Source organism: Aquimarina agarivorans (assembly GCF_000218485.1).
In the GTDB taxonomy this organism is placed as follows: Bacteria; Bacteroidota; Bacteroidia; order Flavobacteriales; family Flavobacteriaceae; genus Aquimarina; species Aquimarina agarivorans.
The window spans coordinates 83,089-96,248 of sequence record NZ_AFPB01000089.1; the positions used below are offsets into that span (position 1 = coordinate 83,089).

At 32.5% G+C, this 13,160-nt stretch carries 14 protein-coding genes and 1 other RNA gene; 3 read left to right on the plus strand and 12 right to left on the minus strand.

Going from position 1 to position 13,160, the window contains the following annotated elements; genetic code table 11:
* The first annotated feature begins 17 nt into the window (after nucleotides 1-17).
* A complete protein-coding gene (gene thrC, locus GMC_RS0105010; RefSeq protein ID WP_010521109.1) occupies nucleotides 18-1,325 on the plus strand; it encodes a threonine synthase in 1,308 nt (435 codons plus the stop codon).
* 314 nt (nucleotides 1,326-1,639) lie between these two features.
* Here the strand turns inward: thrC and capB are convergent, their stop codons facing one another.
* From capB to GMC_RS19105, 8 genes are all read right to left on the minus strand, one after another.
* Nucleotides 1,640-2,899: a cysteate-C-fatty acyltransferase gene (gene capB / locus GMC_RS0105015; protein WP_010521110.1), complete on the minus strand. Its 1,260-nt coding sequence runs from the start codon at nucleotides 2,897-2,899 to the stop codon at nucleotides 1,640-1,642.
* 111 nt (nucleotides 2,900-3,010) lie between these two features.
* On the minus strand, nucleotides 3,011-3,586 hold the full coding sequence (locus tag GMC_RS0105020; RefSeq protein ID WP_010521111.1) for a hypothetical protein: 576 nt from the start codon (nucleotides 3,584-3,586) through the stop codon (nucleotides 3,011-3,013).
* A complete protein-coding gene (locus tag GMC_RS0105025) occupies nucleotides 3,579-4,769 on the minus strand; it encodes a THUMP-like domain-containing protein (protein WP_010521112.1) in 1,191 nt (396 codons plus the stop codon). Before GMC_RS0105025 ends, GMC_RS0105020 begins: the two co-directional genes overlap by 8 nt.
* 140 nt (nucleotides 4,770-4,909) lie before the next feature.
* Complete coding sequence (locus GMC_RS0105030; RefSeq protein ID WP_010521113.1) at nucleotides 4,910-5,998, minus strand: AI-2E family transporter; 1,089 nt, start codon at nucleotides 5,996-5,998, stop codon at nucleotides 4,910-4,912.
* Nucleotides 5,991-6,503: a TrmH family RNA methyltransferase gene (locus tag GMC_RS0105035; RefSeq protein WP_010521114.1), complete on the minus strand. Its 513-nt coding sequence runs from the start codon at nucleotides 6,501-6,503 to the stop codon at nucleotides 5,991-5,993. The genes GMC_RS0105030 and GMC_RS0105035 overlap by 8 nt, the downstream gene beginning before the upstream one ends.
* Nucleotides 6,503-7,153, minus strand: coding sequence for a DUF4159 domain-containing protein (locus GMC_RS0105040; RefSeq protein ID WP_010521115.1), 651 nt, complete (start codon nucleotides 7,151-7,153; stop codon nucleotides 6,503-6,505). The genes GMC_RS0105035 and GMC_RS0105040 overlap by 1 nt, the downstream gene beginning before the upstream one ends.
* Nucleotides 7,154-7,252: 99 nt before the next feature.
* Nucleotides 7,253-8,056, minus strand: a complete 804-nt coding sequence (locus GMC_RS0105045) for a lysophospholipid acyltransferase family protein (protein WP_010521116.1) — start codon at nucleotides 8,054-8,056, stop codon at nucleotides 7,253-7,255.
* Between the two features lie 39 nt (nucleotides 8,057-8,095).
* The gene (locus GMC_RS19105; protein ID WP_010521117.1) at nucleotides 8,096-8,662 is read right to left on the minus strand and encodes an NUDIX hydrolase; all 567 of its coding nucleotides are present in this window, start codon (nucleotides 8,660-8,662) and stop codon (nucleotides 8,096-8,098) included.
* 73 nt (nucleotides 8,663-8,735) lie between these two features.
* Here GMC_RS19105 and GMC_RS0105055 point away from each other — a divergent pair, with 73 nt between their 5' ends.
* On the plus strand, nucleotides 8,736-9,425 hold the full coding sequence (locus GMC_RS0105055; protein ID WP_010521118.1) for a peptidylprolyl isomerase: 690 nt from the start codon (nucleotides 8,736-8,738) through the stop codon (nucleotides 9,423-9,425).
* 206 nt (nucleotides 9,426-9,631) lie between these two features.
* Nucleotides 9,632-10,093 (plus strand): hypothetical protein, encoded by a 462-nt coding sequence (locus GMC_RS0105060; RefSeq protein WP_010521119.1) that lies wholly within the window; start codon nucleotides 9,632-9,634, stop codon nucleotides 10,091-10,093.
* Between the two features lie 597 nt (nucleotides 10,094-10,690).
* On the opposite strand, the gene rny is transcribed toward GMC_RS0105060, so the two are convergent.
* The 4 genes from rny to GMC_RS0105075 all read right to left on the minus strand — a co-directional run bounded on the left by rny (nucleotide 10,691) and on the right by GMC_RS0105075 (nucleotide 13,052).
* Nucleotides 10,691-12,253, minus strand: coding sequence for a ribonuclease Y (gene rny / locus GMC_RS0105065; RefSeq protein WP_010521120.1), 1,563 nt, complete (start codon nucleotides 12,251-12,253; stop codon nucleotides 10,691-10,693).
* A gap of 52 nt (nucleotides 12,254-12,305) precedes the next feature.
* A non-coding RNA gene (gene ssrS, locus GMC_RS20960) (6S RNA) lies at nucleotides 12,306-12,414 on the minus strand.
* A 39-nt stretch (nucleotides 12,415-12,453) separates the two neighbouring features.
* On the minus strand, nucleotides 12,454-12,753 hold the full coding sequence (locus tag GMC_RS0105070; protein WP_010521121.1) for a cell division protein ZapA: 300 nt from the start codon (nucleotides 12,751-12,753) through the stop codon (nucleotides 12,454-12,456).
* Between the two features lie 8 nt (nucleotides 12,754-12,761).
* A complete protein-coding gene (locus GMC_RS0105075) occupies nucleotides 12,762-13,052 on the minus strand; it encodes a hypothetical protein (RefSeq protein WP_010521122.1) in 291 nt (96 codons plus the stop codon).
* Nucleotides 13,053-13,160 lie beyond the last annotated feature (108 nt).

Sequence of the window (13,160 nt, forward strand, 5' to 3'; positions counted from 1 at the left end):
CCAACACAATTAAAATTATGGAATTTTATAGTTTAAATAAAAATGCACCCAATGTATCTTTTGCAGAAGCCGTAGTCAAAGGCCTAGCCCCAGATCGAGGATTGTATTTTCCTGAAAAAATCACTCCGCTTCCTGCTTCTTTTTTTGAGAATATAACATCCATGGATAACATTGAAATTGCTTATACTGCCATTAAGCAATTTGTAGGTGATGAAATTCCTGAAGCTGACTTAAAATCAATTTTAACCGATGTATTAAGCTTCGATTTTCCCGTTGTAAAAATTACCGAAAATATTGGCACGCTGGAATTATTCCATGGACCAACTATGGCTTTTAAAGATATTGGTGCGCGTTTTATGGCTCGTTGTTTAGAGTATTTTAATAAGGATAGTGATGAACATGTAACCGTATTAGTGGCCACTTCAGGAGATACAGGCGGTGCTGTTGCTCGTGGTTTTTTAGGGGTAAAAGGTGTTGATGTGGTTATTTTGTACCCTAACGGAAAAGTAAGTGATATACAAGAACGTCAATTAACTACATTAGGTAAAAATATAAAAGCCTTACGTGTGAATGGTGTTTTTGACGACTGTCAGGATATGGTGAAATCTGCCTTTTTAGATGAGGATATTACCAGTAAAAGAGCATTAACATCCGCTAATTCAATAAATGTAGCTCGTTGGCTACCGCAGCTATTTTACTTTTTATTTGCTTATAAAGAAACTAAAAAACTAGGAAAAGATCTTGTTTTTTCAGTTCCAAGTGGCAATTTTGGAAATATTTGTGCTGGTATAGTTGCCCATAAATTGGGCATGCCAGTTAAACATTTTGTGGCATCCGTTAATGTAAATGATACCGTAGTTAACTACCTTGAAACAGGAAAATACGAACCTAAAGCCTCTATTGCAACCATTTCAAATGCCATGGATGTAGGAAATCCAAGTAATTTTATTCGTATTCAACAATTGTTTGAAAACAATTTTGATGATCTTAAAAAGGATTTTTCATCCTTTAGCTTTAATGATTCCGAAACACGAACTGCCATGCAGGAAATTAATAGTGAATCAGGATATATTGCGGATCCACATGGCGCTGTAGGTTATTTGGGACTAAAAAAGTATCATTTAAAGAATAACGAATACGGTATTTTCCTTGAAACTGCCCACCCTGTAAAATTTTTAGATGTGGTGGAAGAAACCTTAAATACCAAAGTGGTGATTCCTGAACAAATTAAAGAGGTATTGGATAAAGAAAAAGTATTTACCGCTATTTCCAAGTATGAAGAGCTAAAGAATTATTTGTTGACAGATTCGAATTATAAAAATTAAACCAAATTTTTAGTTGTTTTATACTAGAATCGATTTGGCAAGGGTATACTATTACCTATATGAATTTACCGAATTAAAATGCGCCTTTAAAAATTCTACGTCAACACTAAAAAAGAACTGTAACACATGTTATGCTTTTTTCTGATTTGTATAATTTCTGAACCCATCATTTTTCTTCAAGGTAAATTCAAACAAGAAATGGTATTATTAATCATAGCGATAAAATTTTGATCGCAATTACAAAAATAAAAAAGCCAACTATGTTTTTAATATAGTTGGCTTTTTTATTTGCGCATCACAACCTAAGCATTTTTTTATTCCCCCATTTCTGCAGCCATAGCCGCTGTTAAGCGTTTGTAAACACCTGTTTCGAGTTTTTGTCTGATTGCTGAAAAAGCATCCAAAGTTTCTTCAACATCTTGCAATGTGTGAGAAGCTGTTGGGATTAAACGCAATAAAATTAATCCTTTTGGGATTACGGGGTATACCACTATGGAACAGAAAATACCGTGATTCTCACGCAAATCCTTCACTAATGCCATTGCTTCGGGAATACTTCCCTTTAAATATACTGGAGTAACACAACTTTGTGTAGTTCCAATATCAAATCCACGTTCCTTTAAACCATTTTGTAAGGCGTTTACATTCTCCCATAATTTTGCTTTAAGCTCAGGCATAGTACGTAACATATCCAAACGTTTTAAGGCTCCTTCAACCAATTGCATCTGTAACGACTTAGCAAACATTTGCGAACGTAAATTATACTTTAAATAATCAATAATCTCTTGGTCGGCAGCAATAAATGCCCCAGTACTGGCCATTGATTTGGCAAAAGTGGCAAAATACACATCTATTTGATCTTGCACACCTTGCTCCTCACCTGCGCCTGCGCCTGTTTTACCAAGGGTTCCAAAACCGTGCGCATCATCAACAAATAATCGGAATTTATATTTTTCTTTTAAAGCTACAATTTCTTTCAACTTACCTTGTTCACCGCGCATTCCAAAAACACCTTCAGAAATCAATAAAATTCCTCCACCAGTTTTTTCAGCCAATTTTGTAGCACGCATCAAATTCTTTTCAATGCTTTCCATATCATTATGTCGGTACGTAAAGCGTTTTCCAGCATGCAAACGTACACCATCAATAATACAAGCATGAGCATCCACGTCATATACAATAATGTCATTTTTTGAAACTAATGCATCAATAGTGGATACCATTCCTTGATAACCAAAATTCAATAAATAAGCAGCTTCTTTTTGTACAAAAGCTGCTAATTCATTTTGCAATTGCTCATGCATATCCGTATGTCCACTCATCATTCGAGCTCCCATTGGATATGCTGATCCGTATTTACTTCCTGCCTCAGCATCAATTTTTCGTACTTCGGGATGGTTTGCCAAACCTAAATAATCATTAATACTCCAGGTAATCACATCCTTGCCCTGAAACTTCATACGATTTGAAATTGGACCTTCCAACTTTGGGAAAACAAAATAACCTTCTGCTTTATCCGCCCATCTACCTAATGGTCCTTTATCGGCATATATCTTATCAAATAAATCTTTCATGTAGTAATTTACTTTTTAAAAAGTGGTACAAAAATAACCTTTTTATTGGCATCTGCATAACTAAAATTCGGTGTATTCTTACAAGTATGTGGTATAACAAATAATAAAAAGTTACTTTAAGCAGTCCAAATTATTCATAAAAAATAAAGCTGGGAATGCCGTATCATTTATTTGAACATCTTCTATCCTTTTAGTAATGTCAAAAGGAAACTTTTGATTATTGCCTGTAATCAGGCTTACTTTAGTTATTTTTTGTTTTTTTAAATTTAAATAAGCAGCCTTGTCAATCAAAAATAGTGTTTCCGTTTTTAAGGTATTGAATGCCTTTTTTGTTGGATGTTTTTTTTGCTCTTGGCATATATCATAACCATTGTAAGATAGCGTAACTTTTGAAGCATCTTTTAATGTAAAAACAAGTTTAGCTTTATTGGTAAAACAAACCTTTTGTAACTGTTCAGGAGCTACTTGTGAAAACGTAGTGAGCACCTTATTGACTTCACCATCAGTAAATAATGAAAATAAAAGGTAAGACGCTTTGTTTGATTTTTCATTTTCCTGAGTAGCAATCATTGTTTTAGGTGTGGCAATCATTTTTTTTTGCTGAAAATCGATAATTTGAAAATTGCATTGTGCTTTTGCCACAAAAGCTATTAGTAATACATATAATGTAACGTAAATTTTATTCATGGTGTACTAATTTTATACAATCAATTACTATTTGTTTATTATGCATATCTGTGGTAAAGAACAAATACCGTTCCGCTCCTTCTTTCAATTTGTACTTTTTTCGTAATTGAGCTACAGTTTCCTTAAAATTACGCGTTACTACATTTACATTTTCGCCAATAAGGGTTTTCATCGTTTTTTTATTGTAATGATTTACGTTATTCACTTTAAAAACTCTACCAGCAAATTCAATTTTTTTGTTTGAGGTATACAAATGTGAATTTGTTGCTAACTTACTAAGTTGATAATGCTCCGATATCCAATTAAATGCCCCTGTTTTCATTAGTGAAGCATAAGGTTCATATAAAAAAGAGGCTGTTTCTCCGTAAATAACTTGTGATTTTTTTTCTGCGTTAAGCGTTAAATTGACTGTTACTTTTTTGTTTGATTTTAAAATATTAGTAGCAATAATTTTGGGCATACCACAAAACCCATTTTCCATAAGCCACAACAACTCCTTAACTTCATTTTTTACAGCTACTACGTGAATTTCTTTTACAAATTTTAATGACTTCATCCCAACTGCGATGTCCAAAATAGGGGCAGTTTTCACCAATATATGACTCGTTTTTTTAAAAATAGCTTCCTGAATTTCAGGTACATTTGGCAAACAATCTTCTAAAAAAAAGACTTTTCCTTTTACATCATTTCTTCGAGATGGATCAATATACACCCAATCTAAATCAGATTGTGCCAGCACTGTCTGGATACCATCGGCGTGCATTGATTGTACGTTATTGATCCCAAATTGCTTAAAATTATGAGCAGCTAATTGCTGTAATGACTCATTCAATTCGCAATGAATTACTGACGTTATTTTTTTAGAAAAATAGTAGCTATCAATTCCAAAACCACCAGTTACATCAACTAAACTGTTCCCAGAAACTAACTCGCTTTTATAGTTAGCTGTTTTTTCCGATGACGTTTGTTCTAAATTTAGAACTGGAGGATATAAAACAAGTGAATTAGCAAACCAGGAAGGTAATTTGTGTTTTGCCTTTTGCCTACCCGCTAATTGTTGTGCCAATTCTTTGGATGTAATACCTGAAAAAGGCGACGCTTTTAATGCAAAACTGCTTACTGCCGTTTGTTCATTTGCTTTTAAATATTCCTGAACCTTTTTATGTAATAAATTTTCATTCAAAAGAACTATAAAATGTTTTTGCTTAACGCGAATTAATCTTTGTAAAAAAGCTCGCCCTATAAAGCAAGCATATCATTGTTGGAATAGAATTCCTTCAAATTACAAATACAGTTAAAAAAGTAAAATTATAAATTACTGTATCAAATTTCGCTGGTGAGTGATTGTACAATTTTGTATTCCGATAAAAATTCTTTCGAAATCACTTTGACTGCCGTGTAAAATGGCACGGCAGCAATTAGACCTGGAATTCCGAACAATACTCCCATAATTAAAATAGCTAAAAAAATTTCTAGCGGATGCGAACGAACGCTATTTCCAAAAATAAAAGGTTGATTTACAAAATTATCAATCAATTGAATAATAATGTATCCTATTGAAATGTAAATCATTTTAGGAAAAACCACTGTTGAAAAATCCATTTCTAAATTACCTGTTACTGTCAATGCCATCATTAATCCAAAACCTATGACGGGTCCTAGGTAAGGTATTAAATTTAAAATTGCAGCAATTAAGGCAAGCGCAATAGCATTATCAATTTTAAAAATTAATAATAAAATTGAATACATAATAAAAAGTATAAATACCTGTAAAAGTAAACCAACAAAATACCTTGATAGTAATTCTTTAATTTTACTAAACGCATTCATAAATTTTCTTTCATCTTCGTTTTTTGCAAAAACAAGCAAGCTGTTTTCCAATAATTTACTATCCTTTAACGCAAAAAAAGCAATAAAAACCACTGAAAATAAACCAATCATAAAGCCCCCAAAACCACCTAGCACTGCATTTAATAATTTAGGCACCCATTTAAAACTAAAATATTTGCTGATATCAGTTTGTTGAAGTGCTTCAACTAAATTAAATTTTTCAATCCGAAAATACGCTGCAGATTCATTAGCTAAACGTGTTAAATCATCGCCTAATTTTTGAATATCAACTTGTCCAATTATTTGCGTTTGTTCAATAATTATAGGTACAAATAATGTAAAAATGCTTAAAAATGTTAATAAGAAAATGATTAGGCAAATAACTACTGCAAAGCTATTTCTCATTTTTAATTTTCTAGTTAAAAATAGCATTAACGGCCTGCCCATTAATGATATGGCTGCTCCTATTAAAATGTAAAGTAATATGGAACTTATTTTATATAAAAAAAATAATAGAAGTGCTACACCTAAAATGATACTTACTGCGCGTAAAATCCCATTACTTATTGATTTGCTATCCATAACTATTTAATTGTTTTGTAATTTCATAAAGTGCTATTGAAGCTGCTTGAACTACATTCATACTTGAGTTTTTGCCATACATTGGTATATGAACGTGTGTGCCACATATTTCTAAAACCTGAGGAGATATTCCCATTTGTTCATCACCTAAAACTACTACTATTTTAATATTTTTGGGAATTTTTAGGTCATTTAAAGCCAAGCTATTCTTTGTAATCTCTAAAGCAATGGGCATATATCCTTCCGCTATTATTTTTTTTAATTCCACCACTAAATCAAGATCATCTTCCATTGAAATCCAATTTTGGGTGGCTCTTGCCGTTCTTTTCAAACGTGCGCTGTTAACATTAACCAGTGTGCCTCCAAAAAGTAATTTTTGGATGCCAAAGCTATCTGCTAATCGAAATAAACCTCCAATGTTTGCTGGGGAATTTACAGCATCACATGCTAGAATAACAGCATGTTTTTTTTCTGGAAAACTTGTGTTAAAGTGGTTTAACTGCATTAATTTAAAAATGCGTAATTAATAATATTAGCCCCCATTTTTAGTGCTTTTTCTCTAACTTCGGGTGGATCATTATGAACTTCAGGACTTTCCCATCCATCTCCCAAATCACACTCGTAAGTAAAAAGCAATAGTAACCTACCATTTTTAAAAATACCCATGGCTTGCGGTTGTTTGCCATCATGCTCATGTATTTTAGGCAACCCTTTCGGGAAGCTATATTTATTTTTAAAAATAGGATGATCCGTTCCAACTGGTACTAACTTAGTATCTGGAAAAAGTTTGGTGATTTCTCTTTTTGCATATTTTTCCATTCCATAATTATCATCAATGTGCAAAAAACCACCACTTAATAAATAGGTACGTAAATTTTCTACTTCAGAATCATTAAATAAAATATTACCATGTCCTGTGGCATGAATGTAAGGATAGTCAAATAAATCAGAACTTTCAGGAGTAACTTCTGCAATTTTTGTATCTATAGTTGTTTTTAAATGAGTATTGCAATACCCTATTAAATTAGGTAATGCTGTGGGATTACTATACCAATCACCCCCACCGTTGTAATGAAGTACCGCTATTTTTTGAGCATTTGATACCATAGAAAATACAGCAAATACTAAAAAACAGAATTTATAAAAATTATTCATTTTACTGTTTATAACTTAATAACACAAAATACAAAATCCCTAGTTAACAACACAACCAAGGATTTTCTATTTATATAAAAAATTGATAGTTCCAAAAGACTAATAATCCCACTCTCGTTGTTTGTTCAAAGCCTCTTCAGCTTCAATTTCTTCTTGCGGAATTACTTTTAAAAACGATGGATGTTGCTCAATAGCAAATTCTAGCTGTTCAACAATTTTATCAATACTATCATTTTCATAATCAATTTCCAAGGGCTCTTTTATAATAAAAGACTGCAAAATACCTCTCTTTTTTATTCGTAACCCTTTTTTATCGAAAGAACGCCTAAAACCATCAATCACAATAGGTACTACAATTGGCTTATGATGTTTAATAATATGTGCCGTTCCTTTTCGAATTGGTTTAAATGGTTTTGTAGTTCCTTGCGGGAAGGTAATAACCCAACCATCATTAAGTGCACGAGTAATATTTGTAATATCACTCATTTTTACTTGTCTATTAATTTCTTTTCCTGCTGAACGCCAAGTTCGCTCAACGGTTATAGCTCCTGCGTAAGCAAAAATACGAGCCAAAGGCCCAGAACGCATCGTTTCTTTTGCTGCCACATAATAAAAATTCATTTTAGGTTGCCATAGGTATCCCACATTTTTTATGGAATCTACACGTCCGCTCAAACTGGCGTTAAAAACGTGAAACATAGCAACTACATCAGCAAAGTATGTTTGATGATTGGAAACAAATAATACATTATTATCTGGTAATTTAGTAATTACCTCACTCCCTTCAATAACTAGTTCATTAAAGCCCCTGTAACGACGATGAGTTAGCGCTCCTAATATACGTATGAGCCACTTTTTAACTAATAAATACTGTCCAAATGGATTTTTTTTCAATAATCCCATTATATAGTTTGTGTTAAATCTATAGACAAATATACCAATTTAAACGTCGAAACTATCTATTAATAATTGTTTAAGTTCATTTAAAATCATGGCTGTAGCACCCCATATAATTTGCTGCTTAAATTCAAAAGCAGGCACCTCCAAAAATTTCTTTTTTGCTACTTCAATAACCACATCATCAATCTTTTTATGCTCAATTAAATAAGACAATGGCATTTCGATTAACTCTGCAACCTCCGTTTCCTGTAAAGTAAATTGTAGTACCGCTGTGGATGTGGCCAAAAAAGGATACACCCTAAAATCAGAAGTTGGAACATACAGACTGGTGAGTGGTTTTATTAGTGTAATATCACTATTACGTATTCCAATTTCTTCTTCAACTTCTCGCAAAGCAGTTTCCCATAAGTTATAGTCACTCTTTTCGCGCTTACCACCAGGCAAGGCTACCTGCCCTGAATGAGCTCCATCATAAGTGGTTCTTAAAATTAAGACTAAATAAGTAACTCCCTTTTTGGGATACAATAATGCCATGACCCCAGCCTCTCGGGTTTTTAAAGTAGTATAGTTTTTAGAAAATTCAACACGCTCCTTTGGTGATAATTGCATTTGCGCTGCACTGCCTGGGAGTTTATTTTTTTTATTTTTGGAATACTTTTAAGCAACCTTTCAAATTTCATTTATGCGGCTATTTTTATTGCTATTGATAACTTTAACTGGTCTAACTACTGCCTGTCAAGATACTAAATCAACCCTACAAAATGAACCTTTAAAAATAAAGCAGAAAAAAAAAGCGGCAACTCCATTAAAACCAAAATACACAAAACGAATTACTAATAAAAATGTTGTGGAAATGCTTACCGCTTATGGTGAAAACAATAAAGAACGTTTTGTGAAATTAACTACCGATTTTGGAGAAATTGAAATTGAGCTTTATAACCAAACCCCTTTACACCGAGCTAATTTTATACAATTGGTAAAACGTAAATTTTTAGATGAGACTTGCTTTTACCGAGTTGCTAAAGGTTTTGTCATTCAGGGTGGTAACAGCGACAGAATGGAAATGGCAAAAATTAAAAGAAAAATCGGGCAATTTACCATACCTCAAGAAATAAAAAAAAATTTAAAACATCATTACGGTAGTGTGGCAATGGCCAGAGTATATAAAAATAATCCAAACAAAAGATCCAGCCCATTTGAGTTTTATATTGATGTTGATCCTAAAGGTTCGCATCATTTGGATGGAGAACACACTGTTATTGGACACGTTATTAAGGGAATGGAGGTAGCAAAACAAATTAACTTGGTTGAAGTTGATTTCAGCGAATGGCCAAAAAAAGATGTTTACATGAAGGCAACAATCATTAAATAATTTTTTTAACATTAATACTGTAGGAAAACCTCATACTTAAACCTTTTAAAAATCTAATTTACAGTGTTTTGCAAATAATTCCTACAATAAAGAAACATATTATCGAGTATAAAATAGTAGATAACGATTTTGATTCCTACATAATATTTTTTTATAAAAAGTCACAGTAATTTTACATTGTATTAACTGTTGCACTTAAACTCATTATGAATAAAACTTTTATAGTAGTACTCGCTTTGTTCTTACATTTTACATCTGTAAATGCACAACGTTTTAAAGAGGTTTTGAAATGGCAAGTAGAAACTATTTCTGGCGGATTGGTTTTTGGTATTTCTGAAAATAAAGAAAAGGCTAATCAATTATTAAATGACTTTCAAAACCGAAATTTAGAAACCAAATATGATATTTCTGGCGAAAAACGCATATTTACGTATGCAACATTACCTATTGAAAATAAACACGACAATCCGATTGAACTTTTTAAAGATATTACCAAAAAAGGCTATAAAGTAATTTCAGCAGAAGATATAAAAGCATTATCAATTATTGAAAAGAAAAATTTTAAAGCTGGAGTTGATTACTATATAAACGCACGGAACGCCGATAAAGACTACACAATTGCACGTTTTAATGATTTACAACTCAATTACTCAAAATATTTTAAGTGATTATCTAAAATCCGAAAGGAATTTTATATGTTTTAGATTATCCTTTAGTTAAGTTTTTAATTAAAATTCATCTGCTGCTATAAATTGTAGATTTTTTTTAATATACAAATTTCCTTAAAACTCTCTGGCTATTGTATGTAAGCCTGTTTTTAAATAATTTTTTCCAACTAAGAAAAATTTAACCAATTACCAATTTTTGATTACTAGTTTTAAATGATACTATACGTTAGCTTCCATTTTGAATTACTTTTGCAACAATAGTAACCAACCAAAATAAAAATTTCTTAAGCCTTGATTTAGATTCAATTCCCAAAATAAGTTCACTAAAAATTTTTACTATCCACTTATAGATTAAGGTGGAGCAATACCATTTCCTGTTTGAATTTACCTTAAAGAAAAATGGTGGGATTAGGAATAATTATACAAATCAAAAAAAAGCATAGTAAGTATTATGGTTTTTTTATGTTGACGTAGAATTTCTAAAGGCGCATTTTGATTCGGTAAATCCATATGGATAATGGTATAATTAAAAAAACCACCTGCAAAATGCAAATGGTTCTTTGAAATATTTTTAGACTAAAAAAATATTAGCTATGCTTATTTAGCGATATTTACAGCTCTAGTTTCTCTTATTACAGTAATTTTCACTTGTCCTGGATAAGTCATGTCTGTTTGGATTTTCTGAGAAATTTCAAACGATAAAGCTGCTGCTTTTTCATCACTTACTTTTTCGCTTTCAACTATAACTCGTAATTCCCTACCTGCTTGTATGGCATAAGCTTTTTTAACTCCCTGAAAACCAAAAGCAATTGCTTCCAAGTCTTTTAAACGTTGAATATATGAGTCCAATACTTGTCTTCGGGCACCTGGCCTTGCGCCGCTTATGGCATCACAAACTTGAATAATCGGAGAGAGTAAGGATGTCATTTCAATTTCGTCATGGTGTGCTCCAATTGCATTACAAACCTCCGCTTTTTCTCCGTATTTTTCTGCCCACTGCATTCCCAAAATAGCATGAGGTATTTCTGTTTCAGTTTCAGGCACTTTTCCAATATCATGTAACAAGCCTGCTCGTTTTGCTAACTTAGGGTTTAAGCCTAGTTCTGAAGCCATTACACCGCATAACTTAGCCACTTCTCTGGAATGTTGTAACAAATTTTGTCCGTAAGATGAACGGTATTTCATGCGCCCAACGGTTTTTATTAATTCTGGGTGTAATCCATGGATTCCTAAATCAATAACAGTACGCTTACCCACTTCAGCTATTTCTTCGTCTATTTGCTTGCGCGTTTTACGCACTACTTCCTCAATACGAGCTGGGTGAATACGTCCGTCGGTCACCAATTTATGTAAGGACAAACGAGCTACTTCTCGCCTAACTGAATCAAAACATGACAAAATAATAGCTTCAGGCGTATCATCAACAATAATTTCAACACCTGTTGCCGCCTCTATAGCTCTAATGTTCCTACCTTCTCTACCAATAATCCTACCTTTTACATCATCATTTTCGATGTTGAAAACAGAAACACAATTTTCAACTGCTTCCTCTGTTCCAATACGCTGAATGGTATTAATTACCACTTTTTTAGCCTCTTGCTGTGCAATAAGTTTTGCTTCTTCAATAGTGTCTTGGATAAAAGACATAGCATCCGTTTTGGCTTTATCTTTTAAAGATTCCACCAATTGTTCTTTTGCTTCATCAGCTGAAAGGTTTGAAATTGTTTCCAATTCCTTTACTTTCTTGTCAAGAACATTGGCCAGTTTTTCCTCCTTTGCAGTAAGTTTTTCTTTGAGTAGGTTATTATCTTTTAGTTTAGACTCTAATGATTGGTTTAGTTTTTTATTTTTTGAAAGTTCACTTGTAACTTGTGATTCTTTATCTCGAGTACGCTTTTCAGCCTCTGCCATTTTTTTGTCTCTCGATAAAATTACTTTTTCATGTTCAGCTTTTAGCTCAATAAATTTTTCTTTTGCTTGTAGAATCTTATCCTTTTTAAGGGATTCCGCTTCTATCCTAGCTTCTTTAAGCATAGATTTAGCTGTTTTTTCAGCTTCAGTAATCTTTCCTGCTCCTTTCTTTTTTTCTAGAATTTTTGAAATCACAAATCCTAGTACAACGCCTACAACCAGTGCAGGTACGAGTATAATTAAATCCATAGTTTAGTTAAATGTATATATAAAAAAAGCCTGCATTAGTTTGGTTTTGTATAAACTCTGTAAAAACAGGTTTAGGGCTAACTGGTTGCTCGACAATCCATTCAAGATGGCACGCTCTTACAACACAAAACTCACCCTTTTCAAATAAATTCTTGTTGAGTTTATCAAAAAAGTACTAATACAGGCAGTAACTTTAATTTTTATGAACGTTCTGATAACACCAAATCCACTCTATCGATTAAGTTCCTTAATCTATCTACAGATTTCGTGATATCCTTTTCTTTATTAATTGACTTCTGCTCAGTCAATGATGCAAATTGTAATGCACACATAGCCAAAACATCTTGCTTATCCCTAACCGCATAATTTTGCTCAAATTGTTTAATCAATTGATTAATCTTTTTGGCCGCAATTCGCAATCCTTCTTCTTCTTCAGGCATAGCAGTCATTGGGTAAACCCTATCAGCTATTGACAATTTTATTTTTAGTCTATCCGCCATATACAAAATTACGAAAGTTGCGCAATACACTGATCAATTTCCTTAACCAATGCATTTATTTTAAGCTTAGTCTCTCTTTTATATTCGTCACTACCTAGTAAAGCATTTGCATTTTTAAGCAAATCATTTTGGTGTTTTAATTCAGTTAGTTTTTTCTTCAAATCTTCATTTTCGGCTTCTTTTTCTGCCAAAGCTAACTGTAAAGATTGATTCTTTTTTTCACTATCGGTATACGTTTTTAGTAATACCAACAACTTATTTTCAAGAGTATCAATCAATTGTTCAAAACGCTTATTCATATACAAAATGCGTTACTAATACTTACAAAGTTAACATACCCTAGCTATCTTGCAAGTTCAAATTAAGTTTTTATTAAATCTTTTCCTAATCCATGATAATTTCTATAG

Bases quoted from the DNA above. Each gene is read 5' to 3' on its own strand.
- thrC (WP_010521109.1), top strand. From the start codon at position 18: ATGGAATTTTATAGTTTAAATAAAAATGCACCCAATGTATCTTTTGCA.
- capB (WP_010521110.1), bottom strand. From the start codon at position 2,899: ATGAAAGATTTATTTGATAAGATATATGCCGATAAAGGACCATTAGGT.
- GMC_RS0105020 (WP_010521111.1), bottom strand. From the start codon at position 3,586: ATGAATAAAATTTACGTTACATTATATGTATTACTAATAGCTTTTGTG.
- GMC_RS0105030 (WP_010521113.1), bottom strand. From the start codon at position 5,998: ATGGATAGCAAATCAATAAGTAATGGGATTTTACGCGCAGTAAGTATC.
- GMC_RS0105035 (WP_010521114.1), bottom strand. From the start codon at position 6,503: ATGCAGTTAAACCACTTTAACACAAGTTTTCCAGAAAAAAAACATGCT.
- GMC_RS0105040 (WP_010521115.1), bottom strand. From the start codon at position 7,153: ATGAATAATTTTTATAAATTCTGTTTTTTAGTATTTGCTGTATTTTCT.
- GMC_RS0105045 (WP_010521116.1), bottom strand. From the start codon at position 8,056: ATGGGATTATTGAAAAAAAATCCATTTGGACAGTATTTATTAGTTAAA.
- GMC_RS19105 (WP_010521117.1), bottom strand. From the start codon at position 8,662: ATGCAATTATCACCAAAGGAGCGTGTTGAATTTTCTAAAAACTATACT.
- GMC_RS0105055 (WP_010521118.1), top strand. From the start codon at position 8,736: ATGCGGCTATTTTTATTGCTATTGATAACTTTAACTGGTCTAACTACT.
- GMC_RS0105060 (WP_010521119.1), top strand. From the start codon at position 9,632: ATGAATAAAACTTTTATAGTAGTACTCGCTTTGTTCTTACATTTTACA.
- rny (WP_010521120.1), bottom strand. From the start codon at position 12,253: ATGGATTTAATTATACTCGTACCTGCACTGGTTGTAGGCGTTGTACTA.
- GMC_RS0105070 (WP_010521121.1), bottom strand. From the start codon at position 12,753: ATGGCGGATAGACTAAAAATAAAATTGTCAATAGCTGATAGGGTTTAC.
- GMC_RS0105075 (WP_010521122.1), bottom strand. From the start codon at position 13,052: ATGAATAAGCGTTTTGAACAATTGATTGATACTCTTGAAAATAAGTTG.